Source organism: Bacillus cereus group sp. BceL291, from assembly GCF_051776705.1.
Lineage (GTDB): Bacteria > Bacillota > Bacilli > Bacillales > Bacillaceae_G > Bacillus_A > Bacillus_A cereus.
In genome coordinates this window covers 69,698-84,479 of the sequence record NZ_JBPWAP010000008.1, presented here as the reverse complement: position 1 = coordinate 84,479, position 14,782 = coordinate 69,698, and the positions used below count along the sequence as shown (strand labels likewise).

Here is a 14,782-nt window from a genome sequence, read left to right as displayed (position 1 = left end):
TTGTATTCATACTTTCACTCACTTCGTTATATAATGAAGTAAGTGAAAGTTAATGGGAAAAAATAGTACGTTTTTGGTTAATACACGATGTAGAAAGTGATATAATTGCAAAATGCATGTATCATTTTCTAAAGAAGGAAAAATATATAATTAGGTGATAACTTCTATGAAACAAATTTGGCGTATTTATAAGACAGATTTACGGAATGTAGCCAAACATTGGGCTGCAATTGTTATTGTTTTAGGATTAATGATTTTACCATCGTTATATGCATGGTTTAACATTAAAGCTTCTTGGGATCCGTATGGAAATACAAAAGAGGTTCCCATTGCAGTTTCTAACCAAGATGCAGGTTCTAATTTAAGAGGGAAAGATATTAATATCGGGAAAGAGATTGTAGACTCCCTTAAGAAAAACAAAAATCTTGGCTGGAAATTTGTAGATGAAAAACAAGCAATTTACGGAGTTGAGCGTGGGGATTATTATGCAAGTATTACGATTCCAAAAGACTTCTCTGAAAAAATCGCAACTGTTCTGGATGAAAATCCGAAAAAACCAGAACTGGATTACTATGTGAATGAAAAAGTAAACGCGATTGCACCGAAGATTACAGCAAAAGGTGCATCAGGTATTACAGAAGAAATTAGTAAAAACTTTGTTAAAACAGCAAACGGTGAGATTTTTAAAATTTTCAATGACCTTGGAATCGATTTAGAAACAAACTTACCAAGTATCGAGAAAGTAAAAGATCTTGTCTTTAAGCTAGAAGCGCAGTTCCCAGAAATGAATACACTCATGGATAAGGCGTTAGATGATGCAACTCGAGCAGAAGATGTTGTGAAAGTAGCGCAGAAAGATTTACCTGTTGTAGAGAGTGTAATAAATGATGGGCAGGAAGCGTTGGCGAATTTAGATAAGTTCTTTGCAAGACAAGATCAAACATTAAAAAATGCTCCAGGGACGATAAGAAATGATTTAGTGGCAGCAAAAGGCGTTATGGATAGTGCAGCTGCATTTACTGACTTTTTAATGAATCCAGGTGTAGAATTAAATATTCCTGATTTGTCTGGAATGAATGGATTACCTGAATTCCCAGCGAGACCAGATCTTTCTAAGTTGAATAGTGATGGGTATAAAGGGATAGCACAAAATATTAATCAAACAGTAAATAATGTTCTAAGCTCATCACGTGCAGGAACAGCTTATGCACAAAGTGTTATGGATGGATTGCAAAATGGAAGCGTTGATCCAGAGATAGCTAAGAAAAATATTTCGACTATATCTAATAATCTTCAAACGCATATTGACAATCTTTCTTATGTAATTGATGTTATGGCTCGTTTAGAGCAAGGGGCTCAAACTGAGTTTGGGCAAAATTTCTTTAAAACAAGAAAAGAGCATTTAACGGATATTAAGAATGGACAACAAGATTTAAATAATCGTTTTAAACGTTTAAACGATTTAATTAGCACAGGTCAGGAAGTTAAACAAGATGTGCGTGATGGAATTAATCAGAAATTAAATGAAACAAATGCTTTAATTGATCGAGCTGAAAAAGATTACAATGAAACGTTTGTAGCTGATTATAAAAAGGCAGTTAGCGCGGTAGATCAAGCTAAAGCTGATGCAAATCAAATATATGATAATGCAAAAGCAGATTATGATAAAGCAAAAAATAGCCTTGAAGGCGCAAAAGCAGATTTACAGAAAGCAAAAGAAGATGTACAAAATAGAGGTATTAACGGTTTAGATTCAACGAAAGTAGCTTTAAATAGCTTAAATGGTCAATTCCAATCTGGAATCGGTTTAATTGATGATATGATTCCAGTTCTAGAAAGTACAAATAAGGTTTTAGCGGATGTAAATAGTGATAAAAACCTTAATAATGGAATCGCAAAATTAAACAAAGCGAAAAGCAGCTTACAAAAAGGTGTAGAGGCAACGAATAAGGGAATTACACTTCTTAACAATGGCCAGAAACCTACAAAAGATGTAATTGAAAGTATTAACAACGCTGCGAAGGGCGGATCAGCTCAATTAACAGATGTATTATCGACGTATGATTCAGAAATTGTACCTAATTTCAATACAGCAATTGCTCGTACAAAAGAGATGTCGAAAAATACAACTCAAATTTTAAATGATGCAGACAAAAAGCTTCCAGATGTTAAAAAATTACTAGAAGATTCATCAAAAGGCTTAGTAGACGGTAGAAAGAAATTAGTAGACATTAAAGCTGAAATGCCGGAGACTGAGAAAAAGATTAAAGAATTAGCAGATAAAATTCGTGATTTTGAATCTGAAGAGGATTTAAAAGACATCATACGCTTATTGAAAAACGATGTTGAGAAGCAAAGTGATTACTTTGCGAATCCAGTAAATTTAAAAGAAAATAAATTATTTGCGATGCCGAACTACGGTTCAGCGATGTCACCATTCTATACAGTGCTTGCATTATGGGTAGGCGCATTATTAATGGTTTCATTATTAACGGTAGAAGTACACGAAGAGGGCGCGAATTATAAGAGCCATGAAATTTACTTCGGACGTTTATTAACATTCTTAACGATAGGTCTTTCACAAGCGTTTATCGTATCGATGGGAGATATATTCTTACTCGGTACGTACGTAGTCGATAAGTTCTGGTTTGTGTTATTTAGTTTATTTATTGGTGGAGTCTTCGTTTGTATCGTATACTCACTCGTTTCTATTTTCGGAAACGTTGGGAAATCGATGGCGATTATTTTACTTGTACTACAAGTAGCAGGATCGGGCGGAACATTCCCAATCCAAATGACACCAGCGTTCTTCCAAGCGATTTATCCGTTCTTACCATTCACATACGCAATTAGCGCAATTCGTGAAACAGTTGGTGGAATGCTTTGGGATATCGTAACGCGAGATTTACTTGTGTTAAGTGCTTTCGTAGTAGTTATGATTGTTGCTGCGTTATTACTGAAAACACCAATTAACAAATCAAGTGAAAAATTTGTTGAGAATGCAAAAGGAAGTAAAATCATTCACTAAAATAAAAGGTTCCTACCGATAGAGGTAGGAACCTTTTTGTTTAATCAAATTTTAATTTTTTTAATGCTTCCGCGAATGGGTTATTTAATGGTTCTTCTTCTTTTTTCTGTTGTTTCATATATTTTTGAACGTCGCGTTTATCGGCTTTGTTTCCAGATTCTTTTTTACGTCGCTCTTGGAATGTTGATAATTTCTCGCGATAGCCACATTTACATGCGAAAATTTGGCCTGCACCCTCACCGCGTAATTCTAGTTTCTTTTTACATTGCGGACAGCGAGCATTTGTTGTACGAGATACATTTTTACGATGACCACATTCACGGTCTTGGCATACGAGCATTTTTCCCTTTTTTCCATTTACTTCTAGCATTGGTTTACCGCAATCTGGACAAGACTTCGTTGAAATGTTGTCATGTTTATATTTCTTATCACTCGATTTAATTTCAGAAACAATTTCTTTCGTATAGTTCTTCATTTCCGAAATGAATACTTCTTTCTTTAATTTTCCTTTTGCAATTGCTTCAAGTTTTTGTTCCCACTCACCAGTTAGTGTAGGTGATTTTAATTCTTCTGGTACTAAATCAAGTAATTGACGACCTTTTGATGTAATGTGAATATCTTTACCACGTTTTTCAATTAAGAAAGAATTGAAAAGTTTGTCGATAATATCTGCACGTGTCGCTACAGTACCTAATCCACCAGTTGATTTTAACGTATCAGCAAGTTGTTTATTTTGCGTATCCATATATTTTGTAGGATTCTCCATTGCTGAAAGTAAAGTTGCTTCATTAAAGCGTGCAGGTGCTTTCGTTTGACCTGATGTTTGCATAAGTAACTTTACAGTTAATGTATCGCCCTTTTCAATGTGAGGTAGAATCTGCTCTTTTACGTCATCAGTTACATCATCGTCTTCAAATCGATTTTCGTATACTTCCTTCCAACCAGCATGTAAAATCGTTTTTCCGCGTGCAATGAATGTTTCATTGCCGACCTTTGTGCGTAACGTTAGTTGTTCGTATTCGAATGCTGGGAATAAAACAGCTAAGAAACGTTTTACAACTAAATCATAAATTTTGCGTTCTTTATCTGTGAATGCTGCGAAGTTAACGTATCCTTCTGTTGGAATAATCGCATGATGATCGCTTACTTTACTATCATCAACAAATGATTTGTTAGGTTTGATAGGCTTTTGTAATACTTTATGTGCGAAGGGACGGTATTCTCCAACACCACATGCTTTTAGACGTTCTGGAAGTGTTCCGACGATATCAGATGAAATGTAGCGTGAATCTGTACGAGGGTACGTTAGTACTTTATGCTGTTCATACAATTTTTGCATAATATTTAATGTTTCTTTAGCAGAGTAACCGAACTTTTTATTTGCATCACGTTGCAATTCAGTTAAATCGTAAAGACCAGGAGAGAATGACTTCTTCTGTTTCTTATCAATTTCCACAACAGTAGCATTTTGTTTATCTAAACTTTTTACAATACCATCGATTTTTTCTTTATTAAAACTACGGCTATTGCCATTTGCATCTTGCCAAGTAAGTTTGAGCTTCTCCATTGTTTGAGCTTCGATGCCGTAGTAAGTTTGAGCTTTGAAGTTCTTTATTTCATCTTCACGACTAGCAATCATAGCAACAGTAGGGGTTTGTACACGGCCGCAATTTAACTGGGCATTAAAGCGAGTCGTTAAAGCACGAGTTGCATTAAGACCGATATACCAGTCAGCTTCTGAACGTGCAACTGCTGAAGCGTATAAATTGTCATAGGCTTTACCTGGTTTTAAATTTGCAAAACCATCTTTAATTGCTTTATCGGTTACAGAAGAAATCCATAAACGTTTGATTGGTTTATTTAGTTTAACTTTATCGATAATCCAGCGTGCGACTAATTCCCCTTCACGTCCAGCGTCTGTTGCTACAATAATTTCATTTACATCTTTTCTAAGTAGCTGACTTTTTACAGCATTAAATTGTTTACCAGTTTGTTTAATAACCGTTAATTTCAAACGCTCAGGTAGCATCGGTAAATCTTCTAAATTCCACTTTTTATATTTCACATCATAACTTTCTGGATCTGCTAATGTAACGAGATGACCTAAAGCCCAAGTTACAATATATTTACTACCCTCAAGATAGCCGTTTCCTTTTTTATCACACTTCAGTACACGAGCAATATCTCGTGCAACGGAAGGTTTTTCAGCGATTACAACGCTTTTTGACATATTAAAAACATCCTTTCAAATTTCCATAAGTTAAATATAGCATACATCTTCTTGAGATTCAGTTTCGCTCCATATTTGATCGGTTTTTAGTGGGATGAACAAAACACTCACTGATTAAAGTTTCACTTGATTATGTTTATTGTTATATAGGTTGCTTCTATATTAAATAGAAAAGTAAAGAACTTGTTATTTTACTAGAATAAGAGTAGACTTTGAAGTAGATGAATAATAAGCACATGGGAGTTTGTGGATACAAACTGAGAGTATGACTACTAGTCCGTCATTGACCATTTGAACCTGTTGGATAATGCCAGCGTAGGGAGAGTGTAAAAGCACATGTTCAGGCACTTTGCGTACGCGCAAAGTGTCTTTTTGTGTATCTCCCATCATTATAGTTAGGAGATGAAAAGGATGAATATGAAAGAAATTAGTAAAGTAGTGGATTTGGTGAGAGAATCTAATCCTCTCGTTCATAATATTACAAATGTTGTTGTAACAAATTTTACTGCTAACGGTTTGTTGGCACTTGGGGCATCGCCTGTAATGGCGTATGCAAAAGAAGAAGTAGCAGAAATGGCTAGCATTGCTGGAGCGTTAGTATTAAATATGGGGACACTTCGTCCTGAAGAAGTAGAAGCGATGTTACTTGCGGGTAAATCAGCAAATGCGAACAATGTGCCAGTACTATTTGATCCAGTTGGTGCAGGAGCAACTTCATATCGAACAGAAGTTGCGAGATATATTCCGGCTGAAATCGATTTAGCAATTATCCGCGGAAATGCAGCTGAAATAGCAAATGTTATTAATGAGAAATGGGAAATTAAAGGGGTAGACGCTGGTACTGGAAATGGCAATATTGTAAGTATTGCAAGGCAGGCAGCAGATGAACTAAATACAGTTGCGGTCATTACTGGAAAAGAAGATGTTGTTACAGATGGAGAGAGAACTATTGTTATTCGAAATGGTCACCCTATTTTAACGAAAGTTACGGGAACAGGTTGTTTACTAACTTCTGTAATAGGAGCATTTGTAGCAGTGGAAAAAGATTATGTTAAAGCAGCAGTAGCCGCATTAACGTTTTATGGTGTAGCTTCGGAACTGGCAGCTGCTAAGGCGGTAGAAAAAGGGCCTGGTGGTTTCCAAATTGAATTTTTAAATCAATTAGCGAATACAACTTCAGGTGATATTGAGAAGTATGGGAAGATTGTGGAGTTAGAGTAAGAGGGAGTGAAAGAAATGGCACGCATTGAAATAGATAAAATGTCTAAGCTATTGCAAGTGTATTTTATTATGGGAAGTAATAACTGCACGAGGGATCCTTTAGCTGTATTGAAAGAAGCGTTAGATGGTGGAGTGACACTTTTTCAGTTTCGCGAGAAGGGGGAAGGTTCTTTAATCGGAGAAGATAGAGTGCGCTTTGCAAAAGAATTGCAGACGCTTTGTAAGGAATATAGTGTTCCTTTCATTGTAAATGATGATGTAGAATTAGCCATTGAATTAGATGCAGATGGTGTTCATGTTGGACAAGATGATGAAGGAATTACATCTGTTCGTGAACAAATGGGAGATAAAATTATCGGCGTATCTGCTCATACAATTGAAGAAGCACGTTTTGCAATCGAAAATGGAGCGGATTATTTAGGTGTTGGTCCTATTTTCCCAACGAGTACGAAAAAAGATACGAAAGCGGTTCAAGGAACGAAAGGATTAGCTTATTTTAGAGAACAAGGAATTACAGTGCCAATCGTTGGTATTGGTGGGATTACAATTGAAAATACAGCGGCAGTTATAGAGGCGGGTGCGGACGGTGTTTCAGTTATTTCAGCAATTAGTTTAGCGGAATCTGCGTATGAAAGTACGAGAAAATTAGTTGAAGAAGTAAAGAGAAGTTTGTAGGGAAGGAAGTGTAGTATTTTAAGTGCTACATGAAGAAATAGACTGCCCAAAATTTAAACAAATATTTGATTAAAAAAGCACAAACCTTTTTAAATAAAGGTTTGTGCTTTTTCTTTAAAACATAATTGAAATTAAGAGCATTCCAATTCCGATAGAAGTAAATGTTGCAATTAGGCCCGGAATCATAAAACTATGATTTAATACGTATTTACCGATACCTGTTGTACCAGTACGGTCAAAGTTAATGGCAGCAACGATTGTTCCATAGTTTGGAATGAAGAAATATCCATTTACTGCAGGGAACATCGCAATCAGTAGCGCTGGTGGAATACCAAGAGATAGTCCAAGTGGCATTAAGGCACGAACTGTTGCTGCTTGGCTGTACAGTAAAATAGATAGAATGAATAGTGCGATAGCAAATAGCCAAGGTGCACTTGTTACTAAATGCTGAATCGATCCTTGAATCATATTTAAGTTTCCATTAAAGAAAGTATCTCCCATCCAAGCGATACCGAAAATAGCAACAACTGCTGTTGCTCCTGCTTTAAAGACGTTACCAGATACAATGCTTTCTACATTTGGTTTACAGAAAATAATAATAAGAGCCGCGATAGTTAACATAACCATCTCAATTGTGTTCGGCATGGAAAGACGGGCTAACTTCCCATCAACTATCCATCCTGGACGAAGTGCTTCAAATGAACCAAGAAGTACAACAAGGAAGGTTCCTACAAGGAAAAGGATAACTGATAATTTTGCGCCCTTTACACCTACAAATTCTTTTTTCTCTTCAAGCTTAGGAATTAATCCTTCTTTTAATCGTTTTAAGTATTCAGGGTCTTCATTTAATTCTTTTCCCATCTTACTAGCAACAAATGCAGCTATCATACAAGCGATGAAAGTAGAAGGGATACTTACTTTTAAAATATCTAATAAGGTGATTTTATAGTCAGCTAACATTGCTAAAAGTGCAACTGTTGCAGCTGATATAGGACTAGCTGTAATTGCTTGTTGGGAAGCAATTACGGCAATTGACATTGGTCGTTCTGGTCTAATTCCGGATTCGCGAGAGACTTCAGCGATAACAGGAAGTACAGAATAAGCAACGTGACCAGTTCCTGCACAAAGTGTAAATAAATAAGTAACAATTGGAGCAAAGAATGTAATGCGTTTTGGATTTTTTCGTAATGCCTTTTCAGCTAGATGAACAAGGTAGTCCATTCCTCCAGCGGCTTGCAAAGCACCAGCAGCTGTAATTACTGCCAAAATCATAAGCATTACATCGATAGGAGGCGCCGTTGGTTGTAAGTGGAAGACAAAAACGAGTATTGCCATACCAACTCCACCCATTACTCCTAAACCAACTCCGCCTAGGCGTGCACCAATAAAAATACAGAGTAACAAGGTAAGAAATTGTAGCCAAAACATGATAAACTACCTCCGAAATTCATTAGTTAAGATATATTCGAATAGTTTAATTTGAATGAAAATTAAATAAATACCCGAAGAAATCCTTGTTATTTATACATTTTTTATTATATAACATAAAAAATGTAACATTCACGTACTTTTTGAAATTATTTTGAAAAAGCAATTCATTAAAAATTTGTATTTATATCTCTAAATAAGTAGACATTTTGATTTATATGTTGTAATCTTTGAAAGAGAATAAATTAATTCTCATAGAACTCCCATATCGTTCAACTCGTTCAGCGAGAAAGGCAAACTGATGGAAACATGAGGACGCAAAACTACAGGAGCTAAGGTCGAAAGGCTACGCTAGCCAGTTACCGGACGGATAGGGTTGGTCTTGGCCAATGCTTTTACATTGGCTTTTTTTTATTCTCGAACATATTGAGAAACATTTTCAAACAAAATATTCATATATTTTGTTTTTTTGTTTATGTTGATTAAGGAAGGTGGATATTAATGAAAAAATATTGGCATAAGTTATCGTTCCTTCAAAAGAACGTCTTATTAACCGTATTAGTTATTTTGACACTTGTTGGAAGTATGGGTGCATTAAGTTTTAACATGTTTCAAAATAGTATGATGTCTTTATTTGAAAGGCAGTCTATTGAAACAGGAGAAATAGTATTGAAAAAACTGGATGTAGAATTAGTTAGAGACATGGCGAAAGATCCTACAGCCGAAAAAGTGAAAAAAGAAAAGTTAACAGAGAAATTAGATGAAGTATCAAAAGAATTGAAAAGCGTTGGACAAACGTATGTTACAGGAGCAAAGCCGAATGAAAAGCGAGAATTACAACTCGTTGGTTTGACTACAGAGTTAACAAATGCGTTTCCTATAAAGCCGGGAGATTATTATGAACAACCCGCTCATTGGATGAAGGCATACGATAAAGTGATTGATACGAAAAAGGCTCAAATGACAGAAGTATATGAAGATGAAATAGGTTCGTGGGTGACAATATTAGAACCAATTACAGATGGAGAAAACAATATTGTTGCAATTATTGCGGCTGACTTAGATGCTTCCATTGTTCCTATTACAAAAGAGAAGTTTATGATACAGGGCTTACTCTTCATCATTATTTCATTAGCAATTGCGACTATTACTCAATTCTTTATCGTGCGTCACTCGCTAGCTCCATTAAAAGATTTACGAGAAGGGTTACGTAAAATTGGTGAAGGTGACTTAAGTATTAAATTAAAAGAAAGACCAGATGATATTGGAATTATTAATGTTTATTTCAATAACACGATTGAAAAATTTAAAGGGATTATAGATAAAGTAAGGCAAACTGCTGAGCAAGTTTCTTCTTCTTCACAAGAATTGTCGGCGAGTACAGAGGAAAACAGCATGGCAGTTCAAGAGATTGCAAGTTCTATTGAAGGTTTAAGAGTAGGGGCGCAGTCTCAAAAAACTTCAGTACAACAATGTTTAGGAATTGTACATGGAATGGAAGATAAGGTAGAAGAAATAACTGGGGCTGCAAAACAAGTTGCGGTTGCTTCTGAAGGTATGGAACAACATTCAATTGAAGGTAATGAAGTGATTGGACAAATTATTAATCAAATGAGTTTAATCCAAAATGCAGTACAAGATTTATCTTCCATCATTTATTCGTTAGAAACAAGGTCAAAAGAAATTAGTGATATCGTAACTGTAATTACAGGTATTTCAAATCAAACAAATTTATTAGCTTTAAATGCTTCTATTGAGGCTTCACGTGCTGGAGCAGCTGGAAGAGGGTTTGCAGTTGTTGCTGATGAAGTACGAAAATTAGCAGAACAAACGGAAGCGTCTGCAAAAGATATAGCGAAATTAATTGGTGAAACACAAGCTGAGACAGAAGATGCTGTAGTTTCCATGCAAAAAGGTTCGAAAGAAGTAGAAACTGGAATTTCGCTTGTTCAAAGTAGTGGAGATTTCTTTGAAAAAATCTCAAAATCAGCGCAATCTGTTACAGATCAAGTAAAAGCTGTTTCCGGTAATTCGAGTGACATTTTACAAAATAGCCAGAATATTGTTCAAGTCGTAAATGAATTATCACATATTGCAAATACTTATGCCAACAGCAGTAGTAATGTTGAAGAAAGCATGAAAGAGCAAGAAATATCAGTACAAGATATTGCAGAATTAGCGACTTCTTTAAGTTGGCTTTCTCAGGAATTACAAGAGCTTATTGGTGAGTTTAAAAGCGAATAAGGAGAAAGTTCAATTCTAATCAAGGGGGGTATCTCCGCTACTGATTATGAATTGAACGAATCTGCCCTTTAATAAGGGATGAAAAAGGTGTGAATTTTCACACCTTTATTATATTTAAGAGAGGAATTTACATAAATATGAAATTAGCGATTTCTTATAATGAGATGATAAAAGAATTTTTAGGAAAAGTAGAAGGAAGTATTAAAATACCTAAAGATGTGCAAGGAACAGAACTTAGGATAAAAAGGAAAACGGAACTGTTTTCAAATTTGACTCACATTGTAGATTTAATAGGAGCGACTGCAACGTGGTTATATCATATTTCTAAAGAAAAACATATTGTCGTACTTTATCATGTAAGAGGAAGTTTATTTCCGATTACTATTGAAATTTCTAATTTTCTCTCCTATGAAAGTTTGAATTTACAGATTGAAGAGCAACTGGAACAAATTAAAGAAATGAATGAGGAAGAAATAAAAGAGTTTCAAAACGGTAATACATTATATGAAATGTCACCTATTATTATTGGTGAAACATATTATGAGCTACAAGACACGAATACATTACAATTTGTATTTAGTAAAAATATGCAAAGTGTAGAAATAATATTTAATAGTGTTAATTGGAAAGAGACAACAATTACTCGTTATGCACAACAAATACAAGGTGTTTTAATTAAAAAATCACAAAATAAGAATAATCATATAAATAATTTTAATATTATTACAGAGGCCGAGATGGCACTTTATAGTCAAGTGAATGATACGACAGCAGTATACCCTGAGAAAAGTATCGTCGATATGTTCTATAATACTGTTACTCAATTTCCAAATCGTATAGCTTTATCTTCAAGGGAAGGTACTTTAACTTATGAGGAGCTAAATAAAAAAAGTAATCAAATAGCTCATATGTTAATTAAAAACGGCGTCCAATTAGGAGACTATGTTGGAATATTTATGAAACGTAGCATAGACACAGTAGTAAGTATGGTAGCTATATTAAAAGCTGGTGCAGCGTATGTTCCGATTGATCCAGATTATCCGGAAAGTAGAATACAGTACATTATTCAAGATAGCCAAGCGAAAGTTATATTGATGAAAGAGACGCCTATAACATGTGATGGGGTTCAAACAGTTTCATTGTATGATAGTGAAACTTATGAAGATATAGATGTAAAGTTGTCTATTCATTGTGATGATGTAGCTTATATGATTTATACATCGGGTTCAACAGGGAATCCAAAGGGAACGATGTTAGCACATAGAGGCGTTGTTAATCTGTACACTTGGATGAAAAAGCAATATGAATTGACAGAAGAGGATGTATTTGCTCAATTTCCTTCCTTTAGTTTCGATGCTTCTGTATGGGAGTCATTTGCTTCTTTATTCTGCGGAGGAAACTTGTATGTACTATTAGAGGAAGAGCGATTGTCTGTAGAGGCATTTGCAAATGCAATCTATAAAGTGAAAGCAACTTCAATCTTGGCATTAGCAACAATTTTTGTTCGACAAGTAGCAACCTATTTAGCAGAAGAAGATATATATAAGCTAGCTTCCCTAAAAAGAATTGCGATTGGCGGTGAAATGTTGCCTGTAGAGGTTATTAAATTGTGGAGAGAAAGAATAGGTACAAATGTTGAAATTTATAATGTATACGGACCGACAGAATGTACTGTAGTGACGACAACCTATAAAATACCTAGTCAGTTAAATGAGGATGTTGCGAGTATTCCCATTGGTAAACCATGTGCTAATTATCAAGTTATGATTTTGGATGAGAATATGAATCTTTGTCCAATTGGTGTACCTGGTGAATTATATATAGATTCAGTGGGATTAGCAAAAGGGTATTTTAATAAGCCTAATAAAACAATTGAAGCTTTTATTCCGAATCCTTTTAATCCTATAGTTAATATATATAAAACAGGTGATATCGTTAAGTTGCTAGAGGATGGAAATATAGAGTTTTTACATCGGAAAGATGATCAAGTAAAAATTAGAGGACATCGTATTGAACTAGGAGAAATCCAAAGTAAAATTTCTCAAAATCATAATATAAAAGAAAATGCTGTTTTTGCTAAGAAGAGTAAGGAAGGTAGCCAATATTTAATCGCGTTCTATACAACTTTAAATAAAAAAGAAATACCAGAATTAGTTTATCAGTTACAAGAGCAATTACCAGATTATATGGTGCCATCTAAACTAATTTATATTAATGAATTACCACTTACACCTAATAAAAAGATTGATGTTAAGAAGTTAGCTCAGTTAGAAGAAAAGTATGAACCGGTTCGGCTACAAGAATATGTTGCACCTTCTAATAAAGCAGAAAAACAAATCGCGAACGCCTGGGCGGAAGTATTAGGAATTTCAAAAGTTGGAGTGCATGATGATTTCTTTACAATTGGTGGACATTCATTAAAAGTATTACGAGTCTTAACATTGTTAAAAGAAGATTTCTCACATTTAACAATTCAAGATTTCTTTAAAGAAAGAACGATATATGGATTAGCTCGAATTGAGCGAGAAGTAAAAGTAGAGAAAGAAGAAGTATTTCGTGAATATAAAGTGATTCACGAACCAGATACTATCACGTATGCAAACGTTTTGGAAGAAACCCAGATTTCAAATGTCTTTTTAACAGGAGCTACTGGTTATTTAGGATCACACATATTATATGAATTGTTGAGAGATACATCTGCTACTATTTATTGTTTAGTAAGACCAACCAAAGATGTGCAGCAAAGAATTATAAATACATTAACAGGCTACTTTAATGATGTATGTGAAGAATGGTTACACCGTATACAGGCCGTAGCTGGTGATCTGGGAGAAGAGTATCTTGGGATGAGTGAAGAAGAATTTATGTTCATCAGTTCTAAGATGGATACGATAATTCATTGCGGTGCAGATGTAAGACATTTTGGAGATGTAAAACAATTTAAAAATATAAATGTCCAAGGAACTAGCCGGATGCTAGCATTAGCGGAGAAAGGTGCTACATTCCATTTTATTTCTACAATTGGTATCCCGTTAGAATTAGCGGTAGATCAATGGGATACATACATGAAAACTGGTGATTTTAATTACAGTGTAGACTTAGAGAATGTATATTCAAATAGTAAACTACAAGCGGAAAACATTGTTCGTGAAGCAATGAAAAATGGTTTGCGCGGAAATATTTATCGTGCAGGTAATTTAGCATGTCATTCAGAAACAGGTTCGTTCCAACAAAATATTGAAGGAAACGCATTTTATCGTCTTATTAAAACAATGCTATTAATTGGGAAAGCACCAAATGTGAAGTGGAAAGTTGATTTCACACCAATTGATTTTGCTAGTAAATCAATTGTATCGTATTTACAAGATGCGCAAATTGTAGGAGAGACGTTACATATTTGTCATCCACATCAAATTGAGTTTGAACAATTTATACAGCTAATTGGAGAGTGTGGATACAATCTTGAAATGGTTCCGCTTTCAGAATATGTAAATACCGGACTTGCATTAGCGAAGGGAAATGAAGTAATAGCAGAGTTAATTGCTTCTCAAGTTGCAGGAGATGGAGCACAGCAATCTGAAATTGTAATGGGTACGCGTAGAACGAATGAATGGATTAAGAAAAAAGAATTGATAGTACCAGCAATTAATAAAGAATTTATACAGCAGTTATTAGCTCATGGTGAAAAAGTTGGTTATTTTCCAAAAATAATGAAATGATTATGCATGCTTTTGTTTGTTCAATAAAATAAATCATGCTACAATGAAAACGAATTAAGGACCGGGGAGCCAATTGGCTGAGAGGATGTAAGTAAACATCGACCCTCAACCTGATCTGGATAATGCCAGCGTAGGGAGTTACTTAAAGTGATGTAGCATATGTTATTCTGTAATAACTTGCATACAAGGCTTTCCTACGCAGTAGGAAAGCCTTTTCTTATTTTTGAAATTTAATTT

General features: G+C 34.8%; 7 protein-coding genes and 3 riboswitches. Of the genes, 5 read left to right on the top strand and 2 right to left on the bottom strand.

Annotated elements, in window-relative coordinates; translation table 11 throughout:
* Nucleotides 1–166: 166 nt before the first annotated feature.
* On the top strand, nucleotides 167–3,028 hold the full coding sequence (locus tag ACS2CR_RS08550) for a YhgE/Pip domain-containing protein (RefSeq protein ID WP_098364993.1): 2,862 nt from the start codon (nucleotides 167–169) through the stop codon (nucleotides 3,026–3,028).
* A gap of 40 nt (nucleotides 3,029–3,068) precedes the next feature.
* Here ACS2CR_RS08550 and topB read toward each other — a convergent pair whose 3' ends face one another.
* Nucleotides 3,069–5,258 (bottom strand): DNA topoisomerase III, encoded by a 2,190-nt coding sequence (gene topB, locus ACS2CR_RS08545; protein WP_000047300.1) that lies wholly within the window; start codon nucleotides 5,256–5,258, stop codon nucleotides 3,069–3,071.
* Nucleotides 5,259–5,484: 226 nt separating this feature from the next.
* A riboswitch (TPP riboswitch) is annotated at nucleotides 5,485–5,597 on the top strand.
* Nucleotides 5,598–5,669: 72 nt separating this feature from the next.
* Here topB and thiM point away from each other — a divergent pair.
* Both thiM and thiE read left to right on the top strand, forming a co-directional pair.
* Complete coding sequence (thiM, locus tag ACS2CR_RS08540; RefSeq protein WP_053513323.1) at nucleotides 5,670–6,479, top strand: hydroxyethylthiazole kinase; 810 nt, start codon at nucleotides 5,670–5,672, stop codon at nucleotides 6,477–6,479.
* Nucleotides 6,480–6,494: 15 nt separating this feature from the next.
* Nucleotides 6,495–7,154 carry a thiamine phosphate synthase gene (thiE, locus tag ACS2CR_RS08535; protein WP_053513325.1) on the top strand — a complete coding sequence of 220 codons (660 nt, stop codon included), beginning with the start codon at nucleotides 6,495–6,497 and terminating at the stop codon, nucleotides 7,152–7,154.
* Nucleotides 7,155–7,268: 114 nt separating this feature from the next.
* Here thiE and ACS2CR_RS08530 read toward each other — a convergent pair whose 3' ends face one another.
* Nucleotides 7,269–8,582 carry an anaerobic C4-dicarboxylate transporter family protein gene (locus ACS2CR_RS08530; RefSeq protein WP_000498691.1) on the bottom strand — a complete coding sequence of 438 codons (1,314 nt, stop codon included), beginning with the start codon at nucleotides 8,580–8,582 and terminating at the stop codon, nucleotides 7,269–7,271.
* Nucleotides 8,583–8,864: 282 nt separating this feature from the next.
* A riboswitch (cyclic di-GMP riboswitch) is annotated at nucleotides 8,865–8,949 on the top strand.
* Between the two features lie 134 nt (nucleotides 8,950–9,083).
* Here ACS2CR_RS08530 and ACS2CR_RS08525 point away from each other — a divergent pair.
* Both ACS2CR_RS08525 and ACS2CR_RS08520 read left to right on the top strand, forming a co-directional pair.
* Nucleotides 9,084–10,826 (top strand): methyl-accepting chemotaxis protein, encoded by a 1,743-nt coding sequence (locus ACS2CR_RS08525; protein WP_000761081.1) that lies wholly within the window; start codon nucleotides 9,084–9,086, stop codon nucleotides 10,824–10,826.
* 137 nt (nucleotides 10,827–10,963) lie between these two features.
* Nucleotides 10,964–14,545, top strand: a complete 3,582-nt coding sequence (locus ACS2CR_RS08520; RefSeq protein WP_053512354.1) for a non-ribosomal peptide synthetase family protein — start codon at nucleotides 10,964–10,966, stop codon at nucleotides 14,543–14,545.
* Between the two features lie 52 nt (nucleotides 14,546–14,597).
* A riboswitch (TPP riboswitch) is annotated at nucleotides 14,598–14,699 on the top strand.
* Nucleotides 14,700–14,782 lie beyond the last annotated feature (83 nt).

What these genes read in the sequence shown, in the direction of transcription:
- ACS2CR_RS08530 (WP_000498691.1), bottom strand. Translation starts at nt 8,582, where the DNA reads ATGTTTTGGCTACAATTTCTTACCTTGTTACTCTGTATTTTTATTGGT.
- ACS2CR_RS08550 (WP_098364993.1), top strand. Translation starts at nt 167, where the DNA reads ATGAAACAAATTTGGCGTATTTATAAGACAGATTTACGGAATGTAGCC.
- thiE (WP_053513325.1), top strand. Translation starts at nt 6,495, where the DNA reads ATGGCACGCATTGAAATAGATAAAATGTCTAAGCTATTGCAAGTGTAT.
- ACS2CR_RS08520 (WP_053512354.1), top strand. Translation starts at nt 10,964, where the DNA reads ATGAAATTAGCGATTTCTTATAATGAGATGATAAAAGAATTTTTAGGA.
- ACS2CR_RS08525 (WP_000761081.1), top strand. Translation starts at nt 9,084, where the DNA reads ATGAAAAAATATTGGCATAAGTTATCGTTCCTTCAAAAGAACGTCTTA.
- thiM (WP_053513323.1), top strand. Translation starts at nt 5,670, where the DNA reads ATGAATATGAAAGAAATTAGTAAAGTAGTGGATTTGGTGAGAGAATCT.
- topB (WP_000047300.1), bottom strand. Translation starts at nt 5,258, where the DNA reads ATGTCAAAAAGCGTTGTAATCGCTGAAAAACCTTCCGTTGCACGAGAT.